This is a genomic window from Streptomyces brasiliensis, assembly GCF_014647875.1.
In the GTDB taxonomy this organism is placed as follows: domain Bacteria; phylum Actinomycetota; class Actinomycetes; order Streptomycetales; family Streptomycetaceae; genus Streptomyces; species Streptomyces brasiliensis.
Genome location: NZ_BMQA01000088.1, coordinates 1 through 21,982, shown reverse-complemented (window position 1 = coordinate 21,982; position 21,982 = coordinate 1). Strand labels below are relative to the sequence as shown.

The following is a 21,982-nucleotide window of genomic DNA, read 5'->3' as shown; positions in this document are numbered from 1 at the left end:
CGACAACGCCCTACCCACAGCAGAGATCAAGACAGCGTGTTGATTCTCTGCGGGCCCCAGGGACGGACGTTGAAACGCCGACACCGAACTGCCATTCCGGACCCCGCCGCCCAGGCGGTGCCCGATCTGCTGCGGCGCAACGTCACCGCATCCGCCCCCAACCGGGCCTGGATCGGCGACATCACCTATCTGCCCATCGCCGGCGGGAAGTTCCTGTATCTGGCCACGGTCATCGACGTGTACTCCCGTCGCCTACTGGGCTGGTCGATGACCGATCACATGCGGGCCGAGCTCGTCACCGACGCGCTCAACGCGGCCGTCCGCACTCGCGGCGGCCAGGTGGACGACGTCATTTTCCACAGCGATCACGGGGCTCAGTACGGGTCGAGGGCGTTCGCCGACACCTGCCACCAGGCAGGCATCCGCCGGTCCATGGGAGCGGTCGGCGCCTCCGCGGACAACGCCGCCGCGGAGTCGTTCTTCGCCTCGCTCCAGCGCGAGATCCTGCCCGACCGGCTGGCCGACCGAACGAGTCGCCCGGCTCGCAGTCTTCCGCCGGCTCGGCTTCTACAACCACCGGCGCAGGCACTCCACGATCGGCTACCTCGCGCCGGTCGCCTTCGAACAGAGATCAACTACGCTGGCCATCGCTGCATGACAACCGGTGTCCACGATCAAGGTGGAAGCCCCCCTCGAAGGGCTCAAGACGAAGGACATCCTCAGATGCCTCAAGCGCTTCGTCGCGCGCGAGGTCTACCACCACCTCACCAGTGCCTTCAGGAGCGGACCGTCGGCATCTCCAGCCACTTGACGATCTATAGGAGCTTCAGAGTCAAGCTCAGACAGTCGGGGAAGTTGCGGGCTGTGAGGGTCTCGTGCGTGTGGGGTCTTTTGGGGGGCCGGTTGCGCCTACCAGCGCGGTGACTTCTTTTCGTACGACGGGTGAAGCCGGCGCATGTAGCCGGTGTCGTCCCGGTTGCGCAGGCCGCAGCGCAGGTACTGCTCGTGCAGCCGGGCCAGCACGTCGCGGTCCAGTTCCACGCCCAGCCCCGGGGCGCCCGGCACGGCGACGGAGCCGGCGTGGAAGCCGAGCGTGCCGGGGACGATGACGTCCTCTGCCGGGTCCTTCCACGGCCAGTGCGTGTCGCAGGCGTAGGTGAGGTTCTCCGTGGCGGCGGCCAGGTGGGTCATCGCGGCCAGGCTGATGCCGAGGTGGGAGTTGGAGTGCATGGACAGGCCCAGGCCGAAGGTGTCGCAGATCCCCGCGAGCAGCTTGGAGCGGTGCAGGCCGCCCCAGTAGTGGTGGTCGGAGAGCACGACCTGCACCGCGTCACCGCGCACCGCGGAGGGCAGTTCGTCGAAGGCGACCACACACATGTTGGTGGCCAGCGGCATCGCTGCCTCGCGCGCGACGCGGGCCATGCCCTCCTGGCCGGGCGTGGGGTCCTCCAGGTACTCCAGGACCCCTTCCAGGTCGCGGGCCACCTTCAGGGACGTCTCAACGGTCCAGGCAGCGTTGGGGTCCAGGCGCAGCGGGGTGGCGGGAAACGCCTCCCGCAGCGCCAGGACCGTCTCGACTTCCTGCTCGGGCGGCATGACCCCGCCCTTGAGTTTGATGGCCGTGAAGCCGTACTCGTCCACCATGCGCCGGGCCTGCGCCACGATCCCTTCGGCGTCCAGGGCGGGGCCCCAGTCGTCGGGCTCGTGGCCGGGGTGAGCTGCCCACTTGTAGAACAGGTAGGCGCTGAACGGCACGTGGTCGCGGACGGCGCCGCCGAGCAGGTCGCAGACCGGGCGGCCCACGGCCCGGCCCTGAATGTCCAGGCAGGCCACCTCGAAGGGGGCAAAGACCCGGTCGGCCGTGCTGCTGGTGGTGATCATGCCGGTCAGGCCGTGACCGTCGCTGCCATAGTCGGCGCCGATCACCTCCGCGATCCGCCGGTGCATCGGACCGAGGGTGTGGACGTCCATACTGTTGATCGCGTCGGCGGCCGCGCGCAGCCTGCACAGGTGGCCCTCGTCGGCGTAGGTCTCGCCCAGTCCTGACACGCCCTGGTCGGTGCGCACTTCGACGATGGCCCGGAGTGCGTAGGGCTCATGGACGCCGACGGCGTTGAGGAGGGCCGGGTCCTTGAACGCCACGGGGGTGATGTCGACGCCGGTGATCCGCAGGCTGTCGCTCATCACAGCACCCCGGCAGCATCGGCCTGGAAACCGACGGCCGCCGCCACCGGCGCACGGGGGCCGTCCACGGGCGCGACCCCGACACCGTTTGCGGCGACCAGGGCACGGCCCTGCGCAGTGATCCCCTCCAGTTCCGCCAGATCCTCGGGTGCGGGATCGGTCAGCGGCGGGCGCACGCCGCCGACGTCGAGTCCCCCTTGCCGGACCGCTGCCTTGACCAGGGCGACCGAGTAGCCGGGGACCTTCTCGCACAGCGTGATCAGAGGATGGAAGAACCCGCCGAGAAGCCGCTGGACGGTGACCTCGTCCCCTGCGGTGACGGCCCGAAGGAAGGCGAGGGCGATCTCGGGGGCGAAGCAGAACACCGCGGAGGAGTACAGCTCAACGCCGATGCCCCGATAGGCCGGTACGGTTCCCTCCACGGTGGGCATCCCGTTGAAGAACTGAAACGCGCTGCCGCCGGTCGCCGTGTCGGCACGGATGGCGGTCACGATCCTTGCCAGCAGGTCCAGATCGCTGGTGCCGTCCTTGAGACCCACCACCTGGGGCAGTCGGGCGACCTCAAGGGCGGAGGGGACGTCGAACCGGGCCGTGCCCCGCTGGTAGACGATCACCGGCAGCGAACTGGCCTCCACCACCTGGCGCACATAGGCGACCGGCCCGGCCGGCGGTCCCGCAACCAGGTACGGCAGCATCAGCAGCAGCCCGTCGGCACCGGCCTGGTCCGCGGCCCGCGCGTACTGCCGGGCAAGGGGCAGCGAACCGCCCGCGCCCGCGAAGACCGGCACCCGGCCATCGGTCACCTCCACAGCCGTCCTCACCACCGAGGCGAACTCCTCCACCCCGAGCGCGTGGAACTCCCCTGTGCCGCAGGCAACGAACACACCACCCGCTCCCGCATGGACACCGCTGTGAACGTGCTCCGCAAGCTTCGCTACATCCACCGAACCATCCGGAGCGAACGGAGTGACAGGGAAGAACAAAACACCCTCAAGCATGGAGCCCTCTCCTGGAGTCATGTATGTGAACCTGTGTCGTGCTGCTGCCGCTGTACGTGATGGCGGAGTCGTCGCTCAAGCCGATGCGGGACGTCGGCCGGTCCTTCGTCTGGTGGCCCTCGCACCTCACGCTGCGCCCGTACGTCGACATGTGGCACACGGTCCCGCTGGCCACCTACTTCGTGAACAGCCTGGTGGTGTCCGTGTGCGCGGCGGCGGCCTCCGTCGTGGTGGCGCTGTTCGCCGCGTACGCGGTCAGCCGCTACCGCTTCGCGGGGCGCCGCACCTTCCTGGGCGCGATGCTCTTCACGCAGATGCTGCCGGGCATCTTCTTCCTGCTGCCGCTCTACGTGATCTACGTCAACATCTACCGGCAGTTCGGCGTCCAGCTCTTCGCCACCCGCATCGGGCTCGTCGTCACCTACCTCACCTTCTCCCTGCCCTTCGCGGTGTGGCTGCTCGCCGGCTACCTGGACTCGATCCCCCGGGAGCTGGACGAGGCCGCGATGGTCGACGGCGCGGGCCCGCTCGGCGTGCTCTTCCGCGTGATCGTCCCGGTGGCCGCGCCGGGCCTGGCGGCGGTGAGCGTCTACACCTTCATGACCGCCTGGGGAGAGGTCCTCTTCGCCTCGGTGCTCACCGACGAACGCACCCGCACCCTGGCGGTGGGCCTGCGCGCCTACGCCAGCCAGTCCGACGTGTTCTGGAACCAGGTGATGGCGGCGTCCCTCCTGGTGAGCCTGCCAGTGGTGGTCGGCTTCCTGGCCCTCCAGCGCTTCCTGGTGCAGGGCCTGACGGCGGGCGCGATCCAGTGAGGACGCCGCTGCCGCCGGCGTTGAGGCCCCCCGCGGCCCCGGGCCGGGCCGGAGGCGGGCCGGCGCGGCCCCGGGGCCGGGAGCGTGCGGGAAGGGGGCGGGCGTCCCGGAGGGGACGTCAGGTCCCGCGGGGTGCGGGGGCCGCGCCGGTCACGCTGTCCGGGGACGCCCCTCCGGTGACCGCCACCTGGACCCGGGCACGGGAGAGTTCGTTGCCGGCCAGGGCGATGTCCGTGGAGCGGGAGCCGCTGACCTTGAGGAACGTGCCGGTGCCGTGCGGTGCGCGCGAGCCGCTGACGAAGGCGTCACGCGTGTCGCGCAGGTCGAGCAGCGCCGCGCCCGGCCCGGGAGCCGGGCCGGCGACCGCCGACACCGCCAGGTCCGCCACGTCGTCCGCGACCAGCAGCGGGCGCGGGTCCCGCACCGTCGACACCACCTCCACGTCGCGCAGGCGGATCCCGCGGGCGTGGCGTACGTACAGCCCGTAGGCGGGCAGCCGCCCGAACATCCGGGCTTCGGGGTACTCCGCGACCTCCTCCGGGATCTCCCGGTCCACCCACTCGGGGTGGCCGCCCTCGTCCGTCTCGATGCGGATCCCCGAGAGGACGACGTCCTCCACGGGCTGCTCGGCGACACCGGTGACCGAGGAGGTGAGGATCGCCCCGGTGGCGTCGACGTCCGAGATGCGGACCCGGCGCAGGCGACCGGGCACGGGGGTCGGCTGCCCCCACCCGCGGTTGCCCAGCCGGATGAAGACGGGGGTGCGGGTGTTGCGCATCCGGATGCCGGACACGGTGACGCCGTCGACCCATCCGCCGTCGACCATCTCGACGGCGATCCCGGAGATGACGCGCTCGTTGAGCGGGACGTCGCCGTTGTGCACCACCGAGTTGGTGAACGTGACGTCCTCGAAACCGCCACGGGTCGCGGTGCCCAGCTTGAAGGCGTTGCAGCAGCAGCTCAGGACGCAGTCGCTGACGACCACGTTGCGGGTGACGCGCAGCTCTCCGTACGGGTTCTCGCTCTTGAGGCAGATCGCGTCGTCACCGGTCTCGATGTCGCATGCGGTGATGATCACGTTCTGGCACGCCGTTGGGTCGATGCCGTCGGTGTTGATGCCGTCGATCCGGTTGCGGATGACGACGCCGCGGATCAGAACGGTGTCGCAGGCGATCGGGCGCAGCGTCCAGCCCGCCGAGTTGCGCAGGGTGACGTCCTCGACGCGGACGTTCCGGCACTCGGCGAACTCGATCATGGGCGAGGGGCGGTCGTTGTCGCCGACCGGCTTCCAGTCGTGGGTGACGACGTCCGCCCAGAGCCGGTCCGGCGGAGTCGCCGGCCGCCCGGAGGGTTCCCAGAAGGCCGGCCCCTGGCCGTCGATGGTGCCCCTGCCGGTGATGGCGATGTCGCAGGCCCCGCGGGCGAACACAAGGTGCCGCTGGCCGGCGTCGCAGTCCGCGGGCGGACCCTCGTGCGCGGGGTAGTCCGCCAGGTCCGTGCTTCCCAGCAGGGTCGCCCCGGCCTCCAGGTGCAGGGCGACCCGGCTCCTGAGTTCGATGCCGCCGGACAGGTACGTGCCGGGTGGGAGGTACGCGACACCGCCGCCGGCGGCGTGCGCCGCGTCGATGGCCGCCTGGACGGCCCCAGTGTCCTTCGTACGGCCGTCGGCCACCGCGCCGAAGCCGTCCACGCGGAACACCGGCAGCGCCCCGGGCGCCGGTGACCGCGGCGGCGCCCCCGCCGGGTCCGCCGTCCTCGTGGTGCTCATGCCTCCACCACCCGCGCCACGGCGACCCCGAACGGCTCCAGGACGACCTCCTCGGTGAGGTCCCGGCCGTCCAGGACGTCCTCCAGCCGGACTCCGGCCTGCGCCCGGACCGGGTGCGCGGTCAGCGTGCTGCCCGAGACGTTGACGAACCACGCGTACCGCAGGCCCGACGCGTGCACCAGGGTGTCGACGTGCACGCGGGGGTCGTCCACGGACAGCGGGGGCCGCACGCCGGCCTGGATCGCCAGCGCGCGGTAGAGGCGGTGCACCTCGTCGCCGTCGTGTGCGCCGGGCGTGGCGGACCCGAAGAACTCCACGGGGTACGTGGCCAGGTACACCGCGCCCGCGCCGTGGTCGCGCCGCACCAGCGCCGGGCGGCCCTCGGCGTCGCGGGCGAGTACGGCGCAGTCGGCCGCCGCCTCGTCGAGCGGCAGCATGGCCCGGGCGTCGGACTGTCCCGAGACGGGGAAGCGCAGCGTGTCACCGGCCTTGATGTCGCCGAGCGGCTCGGCGAACTCCCAGGTGACGACCTCGCCCACCGGTTCGTTCAGGCCGTAGCGCAGGGTGTGCGAGGCGCCGATCAGCCGTTCCAGGGGCGGCCACCAGGCGCCGCGGTGGGAGCCGCCCGCACCGGCGAACCAGGACAGGTACACGGTGCTGCCCTGGCGTGCCCAGTCCAGCAGCAGGTCGAAGGTCGGTGCGGTGAGGAGCTTGTTGGAGGGGACCAGCGCCAGCCCCGCGCGCGGTGGTGCGTCGAGCTCGCGGACCAGGGCGGGGGCGAGGTCGGCGGCCTTGGCGGCGAGGTAGGCGTGGTGGCTCACCGCCGTGATCGCGGCCCGTTCCGCGGCCGACACCCGCGGGTGCTCCTCCAGGTGGGAGGGGATCAGGAGGGTGGTGCCGGTGTCCGAGCGGGAGCAGCGGTCGAAGTCGACGGCGTCGAGGACGCGGCGGAAGGTGTCGATCTCGGCCAGGGCCGGCTTCGGGGTGCCGTTGGTGCGGGTGATGCCGAAGCCCAGCTCGAAGGGGCGGTGCCGGTAGGGGTCGACCGCGTCCAGGGCGAAGTCGGTGTTGTTCCACGCGAGCCAGCCGGTGGCACCGGCGAGCAGCGTGTGGTGCAGCACCTGCCGATAGTAGGTGGCGGCGTTCGCCTCGGAGCACAGTGCGGCACTGACCCCGAACTCCTCCATCACCACCGGCTTGCCGAAGTGGCTCATCTCGCACGCCCACGCCGCCGCGGTGTGCACGCGCACCTGGTCGTCGTCCATCGGGTAGGCGTGCGGGCCGACGAAGTCGACCAGGTCCTCCTGCCGCCTGAGCCGGAAGCCGTTGTCCTTGCCCGTGGTCTCCATGGTCCACGCCCCGTCGCCGAGCGACACCGGGAGCTGCGAACCTCCGGCCCTGACGGCCTGGGTGCAGATCAGGGCCCAGGCCCGGACCTCGTCGGGGGTGGCCGGTCCCGCGTAGATCGGGAACTCGTTGCTGATCAGCCAGCCGGCGACCGCCGGGTCCTGGCCGATCCGCCGCACCATCTCGCGGATGAAGAACGCCTGCTGACCGAGCATGAAGCCGTCCGTGTACAGGTTGCGGCCCTGCCGCCACGGCACGTCCCAGTCCTCGCCGGACATGTGCCCGACGAGGAACGTGGGGATCGTGGGCAGCCCCACGTCGGCGCTGGCCCGCAGGAACCGCCGGTAGCGGGAGACACACTCCTCCGCTATGCGGTCGGGCGCCGGGTGGAAGTCCGGCCAGAACAGGAACGACCGGGTGACGTTGGCCCCGTGCTCCCGCAGGGTGCGCAGTTCCTCGCGCACCACCTCGTCGTCGTAGTCCCGCCACATGAACAGGCTGCCGTGGCGCGACCAGAAGTTCGCTCCGAGCCAGCGGCCGGACTTGAGCCTGGGCGCCGGCCGGGGCACGGTCGTGCCGTCGCCCGGGCCGGCGGGGGGATAGGGACTGGGGTCTGTCATCTGTTCTCCGTATTCGTTCACTGGGCGCCCGGCCCGGGGGCCGCGCTGGGAGGCGGCAGGGGCCGGGCAGACGGGGACGGTCAGGCGGGCGGCTCCTGGAGGTGGACCGCCTCGATACCGCGGTTCACCTCGCGCATGATGTCGAGCATGTCGTGGTAGGGCTGGTCCTGCTGGTTGGTGAGCCCCACGTTGAACGCCTCGGTGGCGCCCGGCTTGCGGGTCACCGCCTGGTCGTAGGCGGAGAACCAGCCGGAGCCGACGAACGCCGGGCTCGCGGCCTGTGCCTCCAGGAAGGTCCGGTACAGCTCGCCGCGGTTGCGCTGGCTCGTCGCCGTGGTCGCCTGGTTGGCGGCCGTCATCCCGCGGTCGGGGTACATGAAGGAGAACTCCAGGTTGAGGATCGGCTTGCCGTATCCCTCGTACTGCCGCAGGTAGTCGACGCTGGTGGAGTACCAGTCGAAGGAGATGGCGTCGAGGTACTCGCGTCCGCCGACGTTCCACTCCGGGCTGGTGCGCCAGGTGGGCACCAGCGTGCCGCCGAGGAACAGGTGGTTCGGGTCCTGCCGGTGGATCGCCTCGCGCACCTGCCTGAAGTACGCCTGGGAGGCCAGCGTGATGAACGCGCTGACATCCGCGGACGGCACCCGGGCGAGGGTGAGCGGGGTGTCCGCCAGGGTGCGGAACGAGTCCGCTGTGGTGTTGAGCAGCGCGTTGACCCGGGCGAGGTCGCCGCCGTAGGTGTCGGCGAGGTGGTCGACGAAGGCGGTCTTGGCCGCGAGCGTGGAGTCGCGCGTGACCACCTCGGCCACGACGTCGCGGCTCCAGCCCCGCTCGTTCTCGAAGAAGTACCCGATCAGCCACGGGTCGTCGCGGTTCCCCCGCAGGTCGAAGGTGCGGTCGAGCTTGGCGGGGAACTCGGGGTCGAAGGGATCGATGCCCCAGGAGATCCGCACCACGTCGGTGGGGGTCGGGGCCTGGGCGATGTACGGCATGACGACCTCGGTGTCCAGGGTCCACTTGCCCTGGGCGTTGAACCCCCAGTCGATCATGCGCTTGTGCATCATGCGGCGCCACCGGGGCCGGTAGTCGTCCCCGTACTTGCGGGCGAGGTTGGCCCGCAGGAAGCTGACGACGTAGCCCTTGTCGTCGTAGGTGTAGCAGGACGCGAACCGCTGCGGGTCCGGGAGTTCCTCGAACAGGTCGAGCGGCGTGCCGGCCCGGTCCTTGTACCAGGTGCCGTAGCCCCACTCCTGGGGGGAGAAGGCATCCACGGCCTTGAGGAAGAACAGGTGCCCCGCGGGGGTGACGAACCACCAGCGGCCGTCGACCTGCTCCAGCCGGAAGTAGCCGGTGGCACGGTGCCGGCCGAGCGCCTTCAGGCCGCCGTACCTGTCGTAGCGGACCCGGTCGGGAACGACGTCTGCCAGCCGGTGCGCCTCCTCGGCGTACTCGCGGCGCAGTTGCTCGTCCGAGACCACCTTTCCGGCCCAGTCCTCGTGGAGGTACTGCCCGTAGCGGTCCACGAGCCAGCTGTCGCTCGCCGTGCCGGCCTCCGTCGTGGCCTGCGCGGCGGAGGCGAGGCGTGCCGTGCCGAGTTGGGCGGCTAGTGCGGCGGCCGGCAGCCCGCCGATCAGGGTGCGTCGCGAGATCATCGGGCGAGCTCCTTCGCTCGGGCTGTGCTCTGGGCCGTGGCCGCGTTCAGGTGGATCCGCTCGAGCTGGCGGTTGGTGGTCGCCATCACGTCGGTCATGTCCGTGTAGGGCTGGTCCTGCTGGTTGACCAGTCCGATGTTGAAGTCCTCGCCATCGCTGGCGCGGCCGGTCACCGCCTGGTCGTAGTAGGCGAACCAGCCGGACCCCACGAAGACCCGGTACTGGGCCTCGTCCTCCACGAACGCCTGGTAGAGGCTGCCGCGGTCGGCGACGCTCGTGGCGAGGACGGATCCGTTGACGGACCGCAGGCCGCGGTCGTGGGTGCTGAAGGAGAACTCCAGGTTCAGCACGGGCTTGTCGTAGGGCTCGTAGTCCGCCAGGTAGCTCGCGCTGTCGCTGTAGACGTCGAGGGAGATGGCGTCCAGGTAGTCGCGCCCGCCGACGTTCCACGCCAGGCTGGAGCGCCAGTTGGGCACCAGCGCGGAGCCGAGGAAGAGGTGGTGGGTGTCCTGGCGCCGGATGGCGTCCCGGATGCCCGAGTAGTACTGCTTGGACGCCTCGGTGACGAAGGCGGTGCGGTCGTCGGCCGGCACGTTGGCGAAGGTGATCGCCGTGTCCTGGAGGGCGGTCCACGAAGCGGCGGTCGTCCCGAGGAGCGAGTTGACCTGCGCCAGGTTGGCCTCGCCGTAGGTCTGCTCCAGGTAGGCCACGAAGGCCGCCTTGGCCGGCTGGGTGTGGTCGCGCTTGAGCATGTCGGTCATGACCGTGTCGTCCCAGCCGCGCTCGTTGTCGAAGTAGTACCCGATCAGCCACGGGCTGTCGGCGTTGGCCGACAGGTCCATGCCCGCGTCGAGCTTCGAGGCGAAGTCGGGGTCGAACGGGTCGACGCCGTAGTCGATGCGCATCAGGGAGTCGGGGGCCGTGATGTGCCCGATCCAGGGCATGGTGATCCCGTCGCTGCTCCACTTGGACTTCGTGTTGAAGCCCCAGTCGACCAGGCGCTTGCGGGTCATGTCGGTGTAGGAGGTCTTCCAGTCGGCCGCGCCGTACTTGCGCATCAGGTTGGCCCTGACGAAGCTCACCATGTCCCCGTTGTAGGCGGGGCCGTAGGTGGTCTTGTCCGGGAGCCCCGAGAAGACGTCGCGTGGCGAGCCGTCGGCGTTCTGGTACAGCGTCGCGTAGCCCCAGTCGTCGACGGAGGTGGCGTCGACTCCCTTGAGGATGAACTTGTGGCCCTCGGGGGTGATGAACCACCAAGCGGTGCCGTCGACCTTGCCCAGCCGGAAGTAGCCGGTGGCCTGGTAGGTGCCCAGCCCCTTCAGGCCCCCGTACTGGTCGTAGGTGTTCAGGTCCAGGGTGCTGCCGGCGCGGGCGGCGGCCTCGTCGGCGGCGTCCTGCTGGAGTTGCGCGTCGGAGGTCACCTTGCCGGGCCAGCTTCCGTACAGCGACTGGCCGTACGTGTCGGCCAGCATCGTGGGTACGGACAGCTCGGCGCGCAGGGCGGCCTCGTCGTAGGGCACGGGGTTCTGCCCAATGGTGCCGGTGCCGACGGTGAAGGCGACCTCGGAGACGGGGATGTGGAGGTACTGGTTGTTGCGGGTCATGGAGATGCGCACGAACCGGGCCTCCCGGTCGTCCATCTGGACCGGAAGCGAGAAGCCGAGCACGCTGCGGTCCCGGGTGGCGCTGCTCGCGATGGTGTAGCGCGTGTCCGCCTCGGCCCGGTAGTCGACCTCGATCTCGTCGAAGCCCCAGTACTGGTTGACCGCGTTGCTGGTGAAGGTCAGGGAGTCCAGCGGGTAGTCGCGCGAGAGGTCGAAGACGAGCGTCACCTTCTTGGGCGCGCTCGCCGAGCCGCGCCAGCCGACGTAGTCGGAGGTGTCGCCGTCGAAGAGCTTGCTGTCCTGGAAGGCGACCACGCCGCCCGACGTGTCGGGAGTGCCGTCGGTGGCGGTGGTGCTGGCGATGTACTGCCCGCCCGTGACCGTGGTGGCGTGGGCGCGCGGGGCACCGAGGAGTTGGGTGGTGAGGAACAGCAGCATCGCTGCCAGGGTGAGATGGATCAACCGGCTTCCGTGTGCCGTCACGGAGTCATCCCTTCAGTCCCGTGAATCCGATTCCGCGGACGATGTGGCGCTGGAACACCAGGAAGAGCAGCAGCGGGGGGATGATCGACAGGAGCATCCCGGCGATGACCTGGTTCTGCTGGGCGGTCTCGGCGAGTCGGGGCAGTGCCACCGACAGCGGCTGCGAGTCGGGGCTGGAGATCACGATCATGGGCCACAGGAACTCCTTCCAGGCGCTCATGACCGCCAGCAGCGACACCACCGAGACGATGGGGCCGGACATCGGCATGACGATCTGCCAGAACAGCCGCCACGGTCCGGCGCCGTCGACCTGCGCCGCCTCGTAGAGCTCGCGGGGCAGGCTGTCGAAGAACTGCTTCATGATCAGGACGTTGAAGGCGTGCGCGCCCGCCGGCAGCCACACCGCCCACGGGGTGTTGCCGATAGAGCCCCCGGTGACCGGCAGGTGGAGCACCACGAGGTACAGCGCCACCAGCGACGTGGTACCGGGTATGAACAGGGTGGCGAGCACCGCGTGGTAGACGAAGCGGCCGTAGCGGGGCCGTAGGACCGACAGGGCGAAGGCCCCGAAGGTCGCCACCAGCAGCTGGAAGAACCAGCACCCGACCACCAGCACGCCGGTGTTGAGCAGGTAGTGGCCGAGGCTCAGTTCCCGCCAGGCGCTGGCGAGGTTGCCCCACTGGACGTCGGAGGGCCACAGCCGCAGGGGGTCCTTGAGGAGTTCCTGCGTGGGTGACAGGGCTCCCTTGACGGTCCACAGGATCGGCCCGAGTCCGGCGACGGCCACCGCCAGCAGCAGGAGGGGCTGGCAGATGCGCAGGGTCCAGCGCACCGACGGACGGCGCCGGTCGGCCGACGAGATCACCCCGCGGGGCAGTTCGTCGCTCATGATGTGCTCCACTTGCGGGTCAGGCGCAGGTAGATGGCGGACAGCACCGCGAGCGCCGCGGCGAGCAGCACGCTGAGCGCGGCCGCTGTCCCGTAGTCGCCGTCGAGGAAGGCGTACCGGTAGATCAGCAGCAGGATGCTCACGGTCGAGTCCTCGGGGCCGCCGTCGGTGAGGATGAACGGCTCGGTGAAGACCTGGAAGGTGCCGATGATCTGGAGCAGCAGCATCACCAGGATGACGCCGCGCAACTGCGGGAGCGTCACGTGCCAGATGCGCCGCCAGATCGACGCGCCGTCCAGTTCGGCGGCCTCGTACAGCTCGGTCGGCACGCCGGACAGCGCCGCCAGGTAGATCAGCGTGGTGCTGCCCGCGTTCGCCCACGTCGCCGCCAGCACCAGGGACGGCATCGCGGAGGCGGTCGACTGGAGCCACGGGTACGGACCCAGGCCGACGTAGTCGAGCACCTGGTTGAACAGCCCGAAGTCCGGGTCGTAGAACCAGCGCCAGAGCATCAGCGCGACCACCGGCGGAACGACCACCGGCAGATAGATCAGCACCCGGAAGACCCCGCCGAGCCGCCGCAGCTCGGAGACCAGCATCGCGAGCATGATGGGCACCGGGAATCCGATGACCAGGGCCAGGGCCACGAACCAGGCGGTGTTCTTGAGGGTGGTCCACAGCAGCGCGTCGTGGAAGAGGAACCGGAAGTTGTCCAGGCCCACCCAGGTGGGCGCGTCGACGAGGTTGGTCTGCTGGAAGCTGAGGATGACGCTCTTGCCGATCGGCCACCACGCGAACCAGCCGAAGAGCACCAGCAGCGGGACGAGGAAGAGCAGCGCGGCGAACCCGTTGCCGTAGCGGGCCCGCAGGGTGCGCAGGCGGGCTCGCGGCGCGGCGTCCGGCCGCCGGGCCCCGAGGCGGCCCGGGGGCGCGCCGCGGGGAAGCTGGACGGTGGTCATCGCTGGGCCCGCTCCAGGACAAGGACGACCTTCTTCTCGGCCTTGTCCAGCTCGGCCTGGGGGTCGGCGCTCTTACCGGTGAGGACCGCCTCCACGGCACTGTCCAGGGCGGCGTACACGTCCTGCGCGGCCACGGAGGGCTCGACCACGAACTGCTGCTGCTTGACGCCGTCGAGGAAGGGCTTGAAGTTGTCCAGCGGCACGGTGGCGTGTGCGTTGACGGCCTTCTCCACCGGGTCGTCGACGGCCGACTGGTAGAGGGGGACGTTCGGCGTGCCCACCGGGATGCCGTCGACCGCCTGCACCTTGGCGCGCGCGCCGGCCTCCACCGGGTCGTGCTTGGCCTTGAGGTAGTAGAAGTCGATCCACTTCACCGCGGCCGCGCGCTGGGCGGCGCTCGCCTTCGGATTGACCACGGCCATCTTGCCGCCCAGCAGGGTGGCCGGCCGGCCCCCGGAGGGCAGCGCCGCGACACCGTAGATCTTCGGGTCGCCGTTGTACTTGGTGACGTGGTCGACGTAGGTGCTGGGGGTCGCCATCATCATGCCGACGCGGCCGGCGGAGAACGCCTTCTGGATCTCACCGGCGTCGCGCAGCTGCTGCGTGCCCATGGAGTCGTCCTGCCAGCGCAGGGCCTTGAGCCAATCCAGGGCCTGGCGCACGGGTGCGTCGTTGAAGGCCGCCACCTGCTTGCCGCCCTGGTCCTTCTCCATCCGGCCGCCGTAGGTGTACGACATGGCGGTCAGCGTCCAGCCGCCGGTGTTGTTCGTCGTGGGCTGGGCGTAACCGGGCAGGCCGGTCTTGTCCGAGATGGCCTTGGCGTCCCTGCGGACCTCCTCCCAGGTGGTGGGCGGCTTGTCCGGGTCGAGCCCGGCCTTCTTGAACAGCTCCCGGTTGTAGACGAGGGAGAGGGCGAACTCGCTGGTGGGCAGCCCGTAGATGTGCCCCTTCGCGTCCGTTCCCGGTGCCAGCGCGCGCTTGTCGAACTGGTGGGCGTTCGGCAGCGCGTCGACCTGGCCGGTGATGTCGGCGATCTGGCCGCGGTTGATGAGTCCCTGGGGTTCGGTGAGCGGCACGATGAACGTCGTCTCCAGCTGGCCGCCGGCCAGCCGGGCGGTGAAGGTCCTCGCGTCCCACACCGCTTCACTGGGCTTGACATCGATGTCCGGGTTGGCGCGTTCGAAGGCGGCCACCTGGTCGGTGAACTGCTTGCGCAGCGCCTGCTGGGTGTTCGGGGGCATGTCCGTCACCGTGATGGTCACCTTGCCGCCGGACCGGCCGTCGCCGGAGGACGAGCAGGCTCCGGCGGTGAGCACGATCGTTCCGGCGGTCAGACAGGCGGCGAGTTTCGGCCATGGTGCTCTCATCTGAGTCGGCTCCTTGTTCTGGGCACGGCGGATGTTCAGCGAAGAGGGCGGCAGCGCAGGTGCGTCGTGCGTCGGCAGCGCGACGGGGCAACGGGACGCGGCGGTTCGCGTCCTCGAAGGACACGACCGCTACCCGTTCTCACTCCTCGGTCTGCTGGGCGACACCGCTGCCGGCGGCCGGTGGGGTGGCTCAACGACTGAGTAAATCGGTTGAGTTGGAAGAGTAGTGAGGGCGAGCAGAGAGGGTCAATACCCGTGTCAACGAATCCACAGGCGATTTCTGCGGCCGAATACGCCCATTATGAGCGGAGTTGGCAGTGACTTGAATGGGTTGACAGGGACTCCGGCACCCTCCCACTTTGGAAACCGGTATACCCCGTGAGGCGCCAGAGCCGGCGGCAGCGGCTAACCTGACCACGTGACCGAAGAGTTGCGAGACCCACGCCGGCGGCCCACGATCTCGGATGTCGCCAGCCGCGCCGGAGTGTCCAAGGGCGCCGTGTCGCGGACGTTCAACGGAGGCAAGGGCATCAGCGCCGGCACCATGGCGCGTATCCGCGCCGCCGCCGCCGAGCTCAACTGGACGCCGAGCAGCGCCGCCCGCGCCGTCGGCGGCGGGCCCGCGAAGGCCGTGGGAATGGTCCTGCGCAGACCCGCCGAACTCTTGGAGCTGGACCCCTTCTTCCCCGCCTTCCTCGCCGGCGTGGAGAGCGCCCTCACCTCGGTGGGGTACGCGGCGGTGCTGCGGTTCGTCTCCGACACCGCCACCGAGCGCGCGTGCTACGAGCAGCTGATCGGAGAGCGCCGGGTGGACGGCTTCCTGCTGACCGACCTGCGCCACCGCGACCCGCGCTTCGAGTGGCTCAGCCGGCTGGAGGCCAGGGTCGTGGTCGCCGGATCGCCGGGCCGCGGCTGCACCTTCCCCTGGGTCAGCACCGGCGGGGCCGACAAGATCCGCGACCTGACCCGCCACCTCATCGCCCAGGGCCACCGCACCATCGCCCACGTCGCCGGGCCCCCCACGCTGCGCCACGCCCGCCGCCGGCGTCAGCTGTGGGAGGAGACACTGGCCGAGGCCGGTCTCGAACCCGGCCCCGTGGTGACCGGTGACTTCACGGCCGAGGGCGGCGCGCGCGCCACCCACGAGCTGCTCGACGGGTCGCCGCGCCCCACCGCCGTCTTCTACGCCAACGACCTGATGGCGATCGCGGGGCTGTCCGTGATCGCCGAGCGCGGGATACGGGTCCCCGACGACATGGCAGTGGCCGGGTTCGACGACATAGTCCTGTCCAGTTACGTCACCCCCGCGCTGACCACGGTCCGGTGCGACTACCGCCGCATGGGGCAGATCGCCACCCAGACGCTCCTGGCACAACTGCGGAACGAGGGCGTTCCCCAGCAGATCACCATCGGCGGAGAGCTGCGGCTGCGGCGCTCCACCGGCGCCTGAACGCCCCCGACCGGCAAAGGAGCACCGCCCCGTGAACGACGGCACCGCCGAGAAACCCGTCGCCGCCCACCCCTCCGCGCCCGACGTGCCCGCCCCCGACCCGGACGGCCCCGGCCACCAGGTCCTCGCCGGACGCCGTACCACCGATCTCTGCGGGATCTGGGAGTTCGCCGCAGGGTCCGTGGCCGCCGGGTGGGACCGGCTGCCCGTGCCGGGCAGCTGGGACGTGCACGACAGGTACGCCGACCACCAGGGGGACGGCTGGTACCGGCGCACCTTCGACGCCCCCGCGCTCGGGGACGCGGAGGTGGCCAGACTGAGCTTCGAAGCCGTCAGCCACACCGCCACGGTATGGCTCGACGGCACCGAACTGGGCACCCACGTCGGTGGCTGCACACCCTTCGAGTACGACGTCACCACCCTGCTCAGGGCTGGCGCGGGCCCGCACACCCTCACCGTCAGGGCCAACAACGACGAGTGCGTCGGCGCCACCTGGCCCTGGGGAGGCATCTCCGGGCCCGTCACCCTCACCGTCGACCCCGCCGTAGGCGTCGACAGGCAGCAGGTCACCGCCCGGCCCGCGCTGCGGGAGGGCACCGCGGAGGTCACCACCACCGTCACGCTGTCCAACGCCGGCGACCGCGACCGGACCGTGCGCCTGACCGGCGTCCTCACCGACCGGGCGGGCCGCCCCCTGCCCGGCGGGGCACTGCGCCTGGAAGGGCCCGGCGGCGGGGATGTGAGCGTGCCGGCCGGGCACAGCAGGAGCGTCCGGCTGACGGCCGTCCTGCCCGCCGGCTCGTACGAGCTGTGGTCCCTCGACCACCCCACCCTCTACCGGTCCACCGTCGCCCTCAGCGACGCCGACGGGCTCGCGTACGTGCTCTCCGACCGCTTCGGGGTCCGCGCTGTCGAGGTGCACCCCGACGGTCTCAGGCTCAACGGCGAACCGGTGCGCGCCGCCGGCTTCAACCGGGTCCCCGGCGACCGGGTGCACGGCGCCGCCGAGCCGGTGTCCGCGATGCGTGCCGAGATCGACCGCATGAAACAGGCCGGAGCGGACATGACCCGCATCCACCACCTCCCCCAGTCCCCCGCGCTGTTGGACTACCTGGACGAGGTGGGGATGCTCAACATCGCCGAGATATCCGTGTGGGGCAAGGACACCAGCCTCGACCCCGACCGCTGGAAGCCCGAACTGCGGGAGATGGTGCAGCGGGACGCCAACCACCCCTGCATCGTCGCGTGGTCGGTGGCGAACGAGATCAGGGGCACCGAGGAGGCCGGCCGGGCGTTCGTCCGCACGATGATCGACTACACCCGCGCGGAACTGGACGGCTCGCGCCTGCTGACGTACGTCAGCAACACGTTCGACGACATCGAGGGACCGCGGGACGAGGCACTCCAGTACGCCGACTTCCTCGCCGTGAACATGTACCGGGACTACGCCGAGCGGCTGCGGCGGCTGCGGCGGCACTACCCGGACAAGCCCGTGTTCGTCAGCGAGTTCAGCAGCGACGGCTACGACTTCACGCCTGACAGGGAGAGCGTTGAGTACGTCTCGCGCCACGACGCCGGGATACCCGCCGAACTGTCGTCCCTGCCCTGGGTGATCGGCGCCTCGCGGTGGACCTTCGACGACTACCGCAGCCGCTTCGAGGGCACCTCCCCCAACCAGCTGCGCGGCTGGGGCGTCCAGACCGAGTGGGGCGGCCTCAAGCGGAGCTACGACCAGATGCGCACCGCGTTCGCGCCCGTCGCGGGCCTGCTCGTCGCGGCGGCGGACGGCGGGTCCCGGATCACCGTCGTCCCGCGGGGCCGCGGCGAGCTGCCCAGCCGTCAGCTGCGGGGCCACCGCCTGCACTGGCGCGCGGTGGACACCGGCGGCGGCACGGTCGCCGAGCGGTGGCTGCCGCTGCCGGACCTCAAACCCGGCGGCCCCGCCCTCGACCGGCATGTCGAGTGGCGCCCCGGGCCGGGCGAACGGCCCGTCACCGAGTACGTGGGGCTGGTGAACCCGCGGGGGCACGAAGTCGCCGTCGCCCACCTCAGGCGGGAGCCGCCGGCCACACCGCGGATCACCCAGACCGTCGTCGCGGGCGGCGCGCTGCGGGTGGTCTTCGACCATGTGCCGGGGGCCGACGCGTACCGGGTGGAGGTGGTGGAGACGTCCCACCCCGATCCCCGGACGTTCTCCCGCGAGGTCCACAGGGACCGGTACGCGGACGTCACCGGGCTGGCCGACGGCATGCCGTACCGGGCCCGGGTGGTCGCCGTCTCCGCGGCGGGCGAGAGCGCCTCCGGCTGGACGGTCCTCACCCCGAGCCGGGACGCCGGGCCGCTGCCGCCCGACGCGCAGGCGCTCACCCCCGTGCCGGACGGCGCCGTGCTGCACTGGCGTGGCGGGGAGGCGGACCGGGCGTACGCCGTCGAGGTCGCCGACGCCCGCGGAGGCGAGCCGATCCGCGCGTTCAGCACGCGGGTGCGCGGCTTCAGCCGGGTCGAGGGCCTGGGCTCCGGGCGCCGGGTGCGGTTGAGGGTCCGCGCCCTGGACGCGGACGGTGCGGCCAGCGCCTGGTCCCAGTGGCTGGAGACGACGACCGCCTAGTGCGGCGCGGCCGCGTCGTACGGGGTGCCGGTCAGCGGTAGGCGCGGACCGCCAGGATGTGGGCGTGCGGGGCGCCGTTCGTCGCCTCGGCCACCACCCGCAGCCCGGTGGTGCGGCGCGTCGCGAACCGGTGCGTCCTGTGGCGGCGGCGGTTGCTCGTCTCCCGGGCGACGAGGGTCCAGTCGCCGCCGTCCGTCAGCGCCTCGACACGGTAGTCGCGGAGAAGCTCGGGAATGACCTCGAACTCCGTACGGTGCCGGTGCAGGTTGTTGAGGTATTCGTCGACGTCGTCGTCGAGGACGAGCTGCACCCTGCTGACGTCCACGGGAGCGTCCCAGTCCAGTCGCAGCCACGCCTCGCCCTCCTCTCCGGCGTGCCACATCTGCGGCCCGCCGTAGGGCCGCTGGTAGCCCCCGGCGACCTTCTGCGGGGCGTACGCGCGGGTGGGGCCCGCGCGGAAGCAGAAGCTGCGACGGCGCAGGCCCCGCGCCACCCACTCGGCGACCGGCTGGCCGTCCTCCTCCGGGATGTCGTGGTCGACACCCGGCTCGCCCGTGCGCTTGCGGGCCAGGCACAGCACTCCGGTGCGGCGCTCGTCGACGAGGTGCAGGAACGCGCGGGAGTCGGCCCGTACGATCACCACGGCGTTGCGCGGCTCGTCCGGCTGCCACGGCAGATGCGCACGTACCCACTGCTCCTTGCCCTCCTCGACGGGCACCGTGCGGGTGACCAGGCGGCGGGCGGGTACGGCGTTCTCGCCGCGCAGGGTGTCCCACAACTCGACGGTCAGCTCGGTCCGGGCCTGCGCGTCGACCAGGATCTCCATGTCGTCGAGCCGGGGGTCGACGGGGAGCACGAGGCCGAGGTCGCGGTCCAGCGGCAGCAGCGTGCCGGAGGTGCCGGGGGCGGGCTCGACGGCCAGCTCCGTGAGCGAGCTGGAGGCGGTGACGCGCGCGGCGCGGGCCAGATCGTCGATGTCGGTGTTGCGCACCCCCACCAGCGAGGCGTCTTGCCGCAGCAGGGTCTGCTGGAGGAGTGCCGTCCGCTCGTCCCGCAGCAGGCGCGGGGACACGCCGAGTTCGGCGCACAGGGCCGCGCCGGTGCCGGCGGCCTCCCCGATGGTGGCGCAGGTGGCCATGACCCGGGTGGAGCCGAAGGCGATGTGTGTGGCGGAGATGTTCCGCCCCGCGAAGAGGAGATTGCCGACGTTGCGCGAGTAGAGGCTGCCGAAGGGGATGTGGTAGACGCCGTCGGAGTAGCTCTGGCGGGCGCCGGGCGCTTCGGCGTACATCCCCTCCACCGGGTGCAGGTCGACCGACCAGCCGCCGAACGCGATCCGGTCCTCGAAGGGGTGCTGCGACATCACCTCGGTCTGGGTCAGCACGTGGTCGCCGAGGAAGCGCCGGTACTCGCGCTTGCCGGGGACGGCTCCGACCCACTCCAGGGTGAGGTGCTCCGCGTCGAACCTGCCGCTGTTCTTGATGTGGTCCCAGATGCCGTAGATGACGGACCACAACTCGTCGCGGATGCGTTCGTTGTCGTCCACCGTGTCGAGTTCGCCGCCCCACTCGATCCACCAGTAGTCGCACCCGTTGTCGCCGGTGCGGATCAGCCGGTGCTCGGGGATGGGCGTGTCCAGGATGTTCTTCGCGAACGACGGGGGCACGTACTTCACCGGGCGGCCGGCGTCCTTCGTGTAGAACAGGATGGTGCTGCCCAGCAGCTGGCGGTCCGGGAGCGGCGGCGCCCACGCCTCGCCGAACTCCTCGCGGGACTCACGGCCGATACGGTGCTCGGCGCCGGCGAGGTGGCCCACCAGCCCGTCTCCGGTGCAGTCGACGTAGACCGGCGACACGAACGTGGTGAGCCGTTCGGAGCCCATCGTCCAGCCGGTGACCGACTCCACCCGGGTCCCGTGCTCGGCCGCGACCTCGCGGACGTCGGTGTTGAGGAAGAGCGTCAGGTTCGGCTCGGCGAGCACCGCGTCGAGCACCACCTGGTCCCAGTAGTAGGGGTTGCCGTCGGGGTTGCGGTACTGGTTCTCCAGGTACAGCTCCCCCATGATGCCGGTCTCCCGTGCCCAGCGGTGCACGCCGTGGGCGGTCGCCCCGCACACCCACACCCGCACCTCGCTGCTGGAGTTGCCGCCCGGCACCGGGCGGTTGTGCACCAGCGCGACGGTCCGGCCGAGCCGGGCGGCGGCGATCGCGGCGCACACTCCAGCCAGACCTCCGCCGACGACGGTGACATCGCAATGGCAAGTCTCCTCGCGCATGACGCGCTCGCCCCCCTCTGTTCAGCCAGCTGAACCACTCATCTCCGTGCGCGGCACGGGTGGCCCGCACGTGGCGGATGTTCGCGGGATAAGTTCACGTAAATGAACGCCGAATACATCTAAGAAGCTCGACGAGCGTAAAGATCACCGCGCGCCCGAGTCAAGACGTCGCCGGCACGGAACGCGGCGCGGCCCCGGGGGTCAGCTCCGGTGGCCGCGGCCCCTGCCGTGGAGCCAGAGGTCGCGGGCGCGGCAGCCGGCGGCCGTGCGGCTGCAGGCGACGGGCCTGGCCGGGGGTCTCCGCCATCGCGCGGGAGCCGGGGAGCGGGCGACCGGCGGTCTCGTGCAGGAAGAAGGTCGAGACGCAGCCGACCGCGCCCGCCACCATCAGGTAGTAGGCCGGGATCATCGGGAGCCGCGAAGCCACCAGCGGCGAACCCTCGTAACCGCCGACACCCGCCTACGCAGTGTGCCTACAGCGCCCCCGTCCCGAAGGAGAAAGAGGCTCCGCCATGCCCCTATCGCCCCCGCCGCCCGCGCCGGCCCCCGCGGCTGATGATGACCGCAGGTGCGTCGACTGCGGCCTGCCCTGCACCGAGCAGGTGACATCCCTCCCCCGCATCGGGGGCGGAACGCGCGCTGTGTACGCCTGAAGACCCCGCCGGGCGGCTCGACCTGGAGATCCCCCTTTTGCGGGCGCCGGCCGCGTGCTGGTGGGCGCGGGCGTAGGCGCCCACCTGATCGTCTTGGCGAAAGTCGAAGAGTGGCGGCCGATCAGCGGATGACCTGAACGTCGGCGACAGCGTTCTTTTCACCTCAACCACATCGCGCCCCAGCCGGCGCTGAAATCCCATGTCTCCGACGAGGGCCCAGCCAGTCAAGAGACCCGACGAAAACCCCGGTTCGGAGCCCCACTTCTATGTCATGGCAGGCTCAGACACAGGCACTCAGCTTGTTTTTTAT

Annotated in this window: 13 protein-coding genes and 2 pseudogenes; 4 read left to right on the top strand and 11 right to left on the bottom strand. The window is 70.9% G+C overall.

The window, feature by feature from the left end; all coding sequences use genetic code 11:
- On the top strand, positions 1–924 hold a 924-nt coding region (locus IEZ19_RS53965; RefSeq protein ID WP_373297152.1), incomplete at its 5' end, for an IS3 family transposase.
- Here the strand turns inward: IEZ19_RS53965 and IEZ19_RS44795 are convergent.
- Positions 910–2,184 (bottom strand): glucarate dehydratase family protein, encoded by a 1,275-nt coding sequence (locus IEZ19_RS44795; RefSeq protein ID WP_189317144.1) that lies wholly within the window; start codon positions 2,182–2,184, stop codon positions 910–912. The two genes, IEZ19_RS53965 and IEZ19_RS44795, sit on opposite strands and share 15 nt — an antisense overlap.
- Positions 2,184–3,182: a 5-dehydro-4-deoxyglucarate dehydratase gene (locus IEZ19_RS44790; RefSeq protein ID WP_189317143.1), complete on the bottom strand. Its 999-nt coding sequence runs from the start codon at positions 3,180–3,182 to the stop codon at positions 2,184–2,186. The genes IEZ19_RS44795 and IEZ19_RS44790 overlap by 1 nt, the downstream gene beginning before the upstream one ends.
- A 29-nt stretch (positions 3,183–3,211) precedes the next feature.
- Here IEZ19_RS44790 and IEZ19_RS44785 point away from each other — a divergent pair.
- Positions 3,212–3,997 (top strand): annotated as a pseudogene (locus tag IEZ19_RS44785) (carbohydrate ABC transporter permease); the annotation flags it as partial.
- A gap of 118 nt (positions 3,998–4,115) precedes the next feature.
- Here the strand turns inward: IEZ19_RS44785 and IEZ19_RS44780 are convergent.
- The 7 genes from IEZ19_RS44780 to IEZ19_RS44750 form a co-directional block, all read right to left on the bottom strand.
- On the bottom strand, positions 4,116–5,765 hold the full coding sequence (locus IEZ19_RS44780; RefSeq protein WP_189317142.1) for a glycoside hydrolase family 28 protein: 1,650 nt from the start codon (positions 5,763–5,765) through the stop codon (positions 4,116–4,118).
- On the bottom strand, positions 5,762–7,732 hold the full coding sequence (locus tag IEZ19_RS44775; protein WP_229841569.1) for a glycoside hydrolase 5 family protein: 1,971 nt from the start codon (positions 7,730–7,732) through the stop codon (positions 5,762–5,764). The genes IEZ19_RS44780 and IEZ19_RS44775 overlap by 4 nt, the downstream gene beginning before the upstream one ends.
- Positions 7,733–7,812: 80 nt before the next feature.
- Positions 7,813–9,384, bottom strand: a complete 1,572-nt coding sequence (locus tag IEZ19_RS44770; RefSeq protein WP_189317141.1) for a hypothetical protein — start codon at positions 9,382–9,384, stop codon at positions 7,813–7,815.
- On the bottom strand, positions 9,381–11,471 hold the full coding sequence (locus IEZ19_RS44765) for a hypothetical protein (protein WP_189317140.1): 2,091 nt from the start codon (positions 11,469–11,471) through the stop codon (positions 9,381–9,383). Before IEZ19_RS44765 ends, IEZ19_RS44770 begins: the two co-directional genes overlap by 4 nt.
- A 4-nt stretch (positions 11,472–11,475) precedes the next feature.
- Positions 11,476–12,360 carry a carbohydrate ABC transporter permease gene (locus IEZ19_RS44760; RefSeq protein ID WP_189317139.1) on the bottom strand — a complete coding sequence of 295 codons (885 nt, stop codon included), beginning with the start codon at positions 12,358–12,360 and terminating at the stop codon, positions 11,476–11,478.
- Complete coding sequence (locus tag IEZ19_RS44755) at positions 12,357–13,319, bottom strand: carbohydrate ABC transporter permease (protein WP_189317138.1); 963 nt, start codon at positions 13,317–13,319, stop codon at positions 12,357–12,359. Before IEZ19_RS44755 ends, IEZ19_RS44760 begins: the two co-directional genes overlap by 4 nt.
- Complete coding sequence (locus IEZ19_RS44750) at positions 13,316–14,686, bottom strand: extracellular solute-binding protein (protein WP_189317137.1); 1,371 nt, start codon at positions 14,684–14,686, stop codon at positions 13,316–13,318. Before IEZ19_RS44750 ends, IEZ19_RS44755 begins: the two co-directional genes overlap by 4 nt.
- A 418-nt stretch (positions 14,687–15,104) precedes the next feature.
- On the opposite strand from IEZ19_RS44750, the gene IEZ19_RS44745 reads away from it, so the two are divergent.
- Both IEZ19_RS44745 and IEZ19_RS44740 read left to right on the top strand, forming a co-directional pair.
- On the top strand, positions 15,105–16,136 hold the full coding sequence (locus tag IEZ19_RS44745) for a LacI family DNA-binding transcriptional regulator (protein ID WP_229841568.1): 1,032 nt from the start codon (positions 15,105–15,107) through the stop codon (positions 16,134–16,136).
- A 31-nt stretch (positions 16,137–16,167) separates the two neighbouring features.
- On the top strand, positions 16,168–18,744 hold the full coding sequence (locus IEZ19_RS44740; RefSeq protein WP_189317136.1) for a glycoside hydrolase family 2 TIM barrel-domain containing protein: 2,577 nt from the start codon (positions 16,168–16,170) through the stop codon (positions 18,742–18,744).
- A gap of 31 nt (positions 18,745–18,775) precedes the next feature.
- On the opposite strand, the gene IEZ19_RS44735 is transcribed toward IEZ19_RS44740, so the two are convergent.
- Both IEZ19_RS44735 and IEZ19_RS44730 read right to left on the bottom strand, forming a co-directional pair.
- Positions 18,776–21,019 (bottom strand): FAD-dependent oxidoreductase, encoded by a 2,244-nt coding sequence (locus tag IEZ19_RS44735; RefSeq protein ID WP_189317135.1) that lies wholly within the window; start codon positions 21,017–21,019, stop codon positions 18,776–18,778.
- Positions 21,020–21,220: 201 nt separating this feature from the next.
- Positions 21,221–21,455 (bottom strand): annotated as a pseudogene (locus IEZ19_RS44730) (MFS transporter); the annotation flags it as partial.
- Positions 21,456–21,982 lie beyond the last annotated feature (527 nt).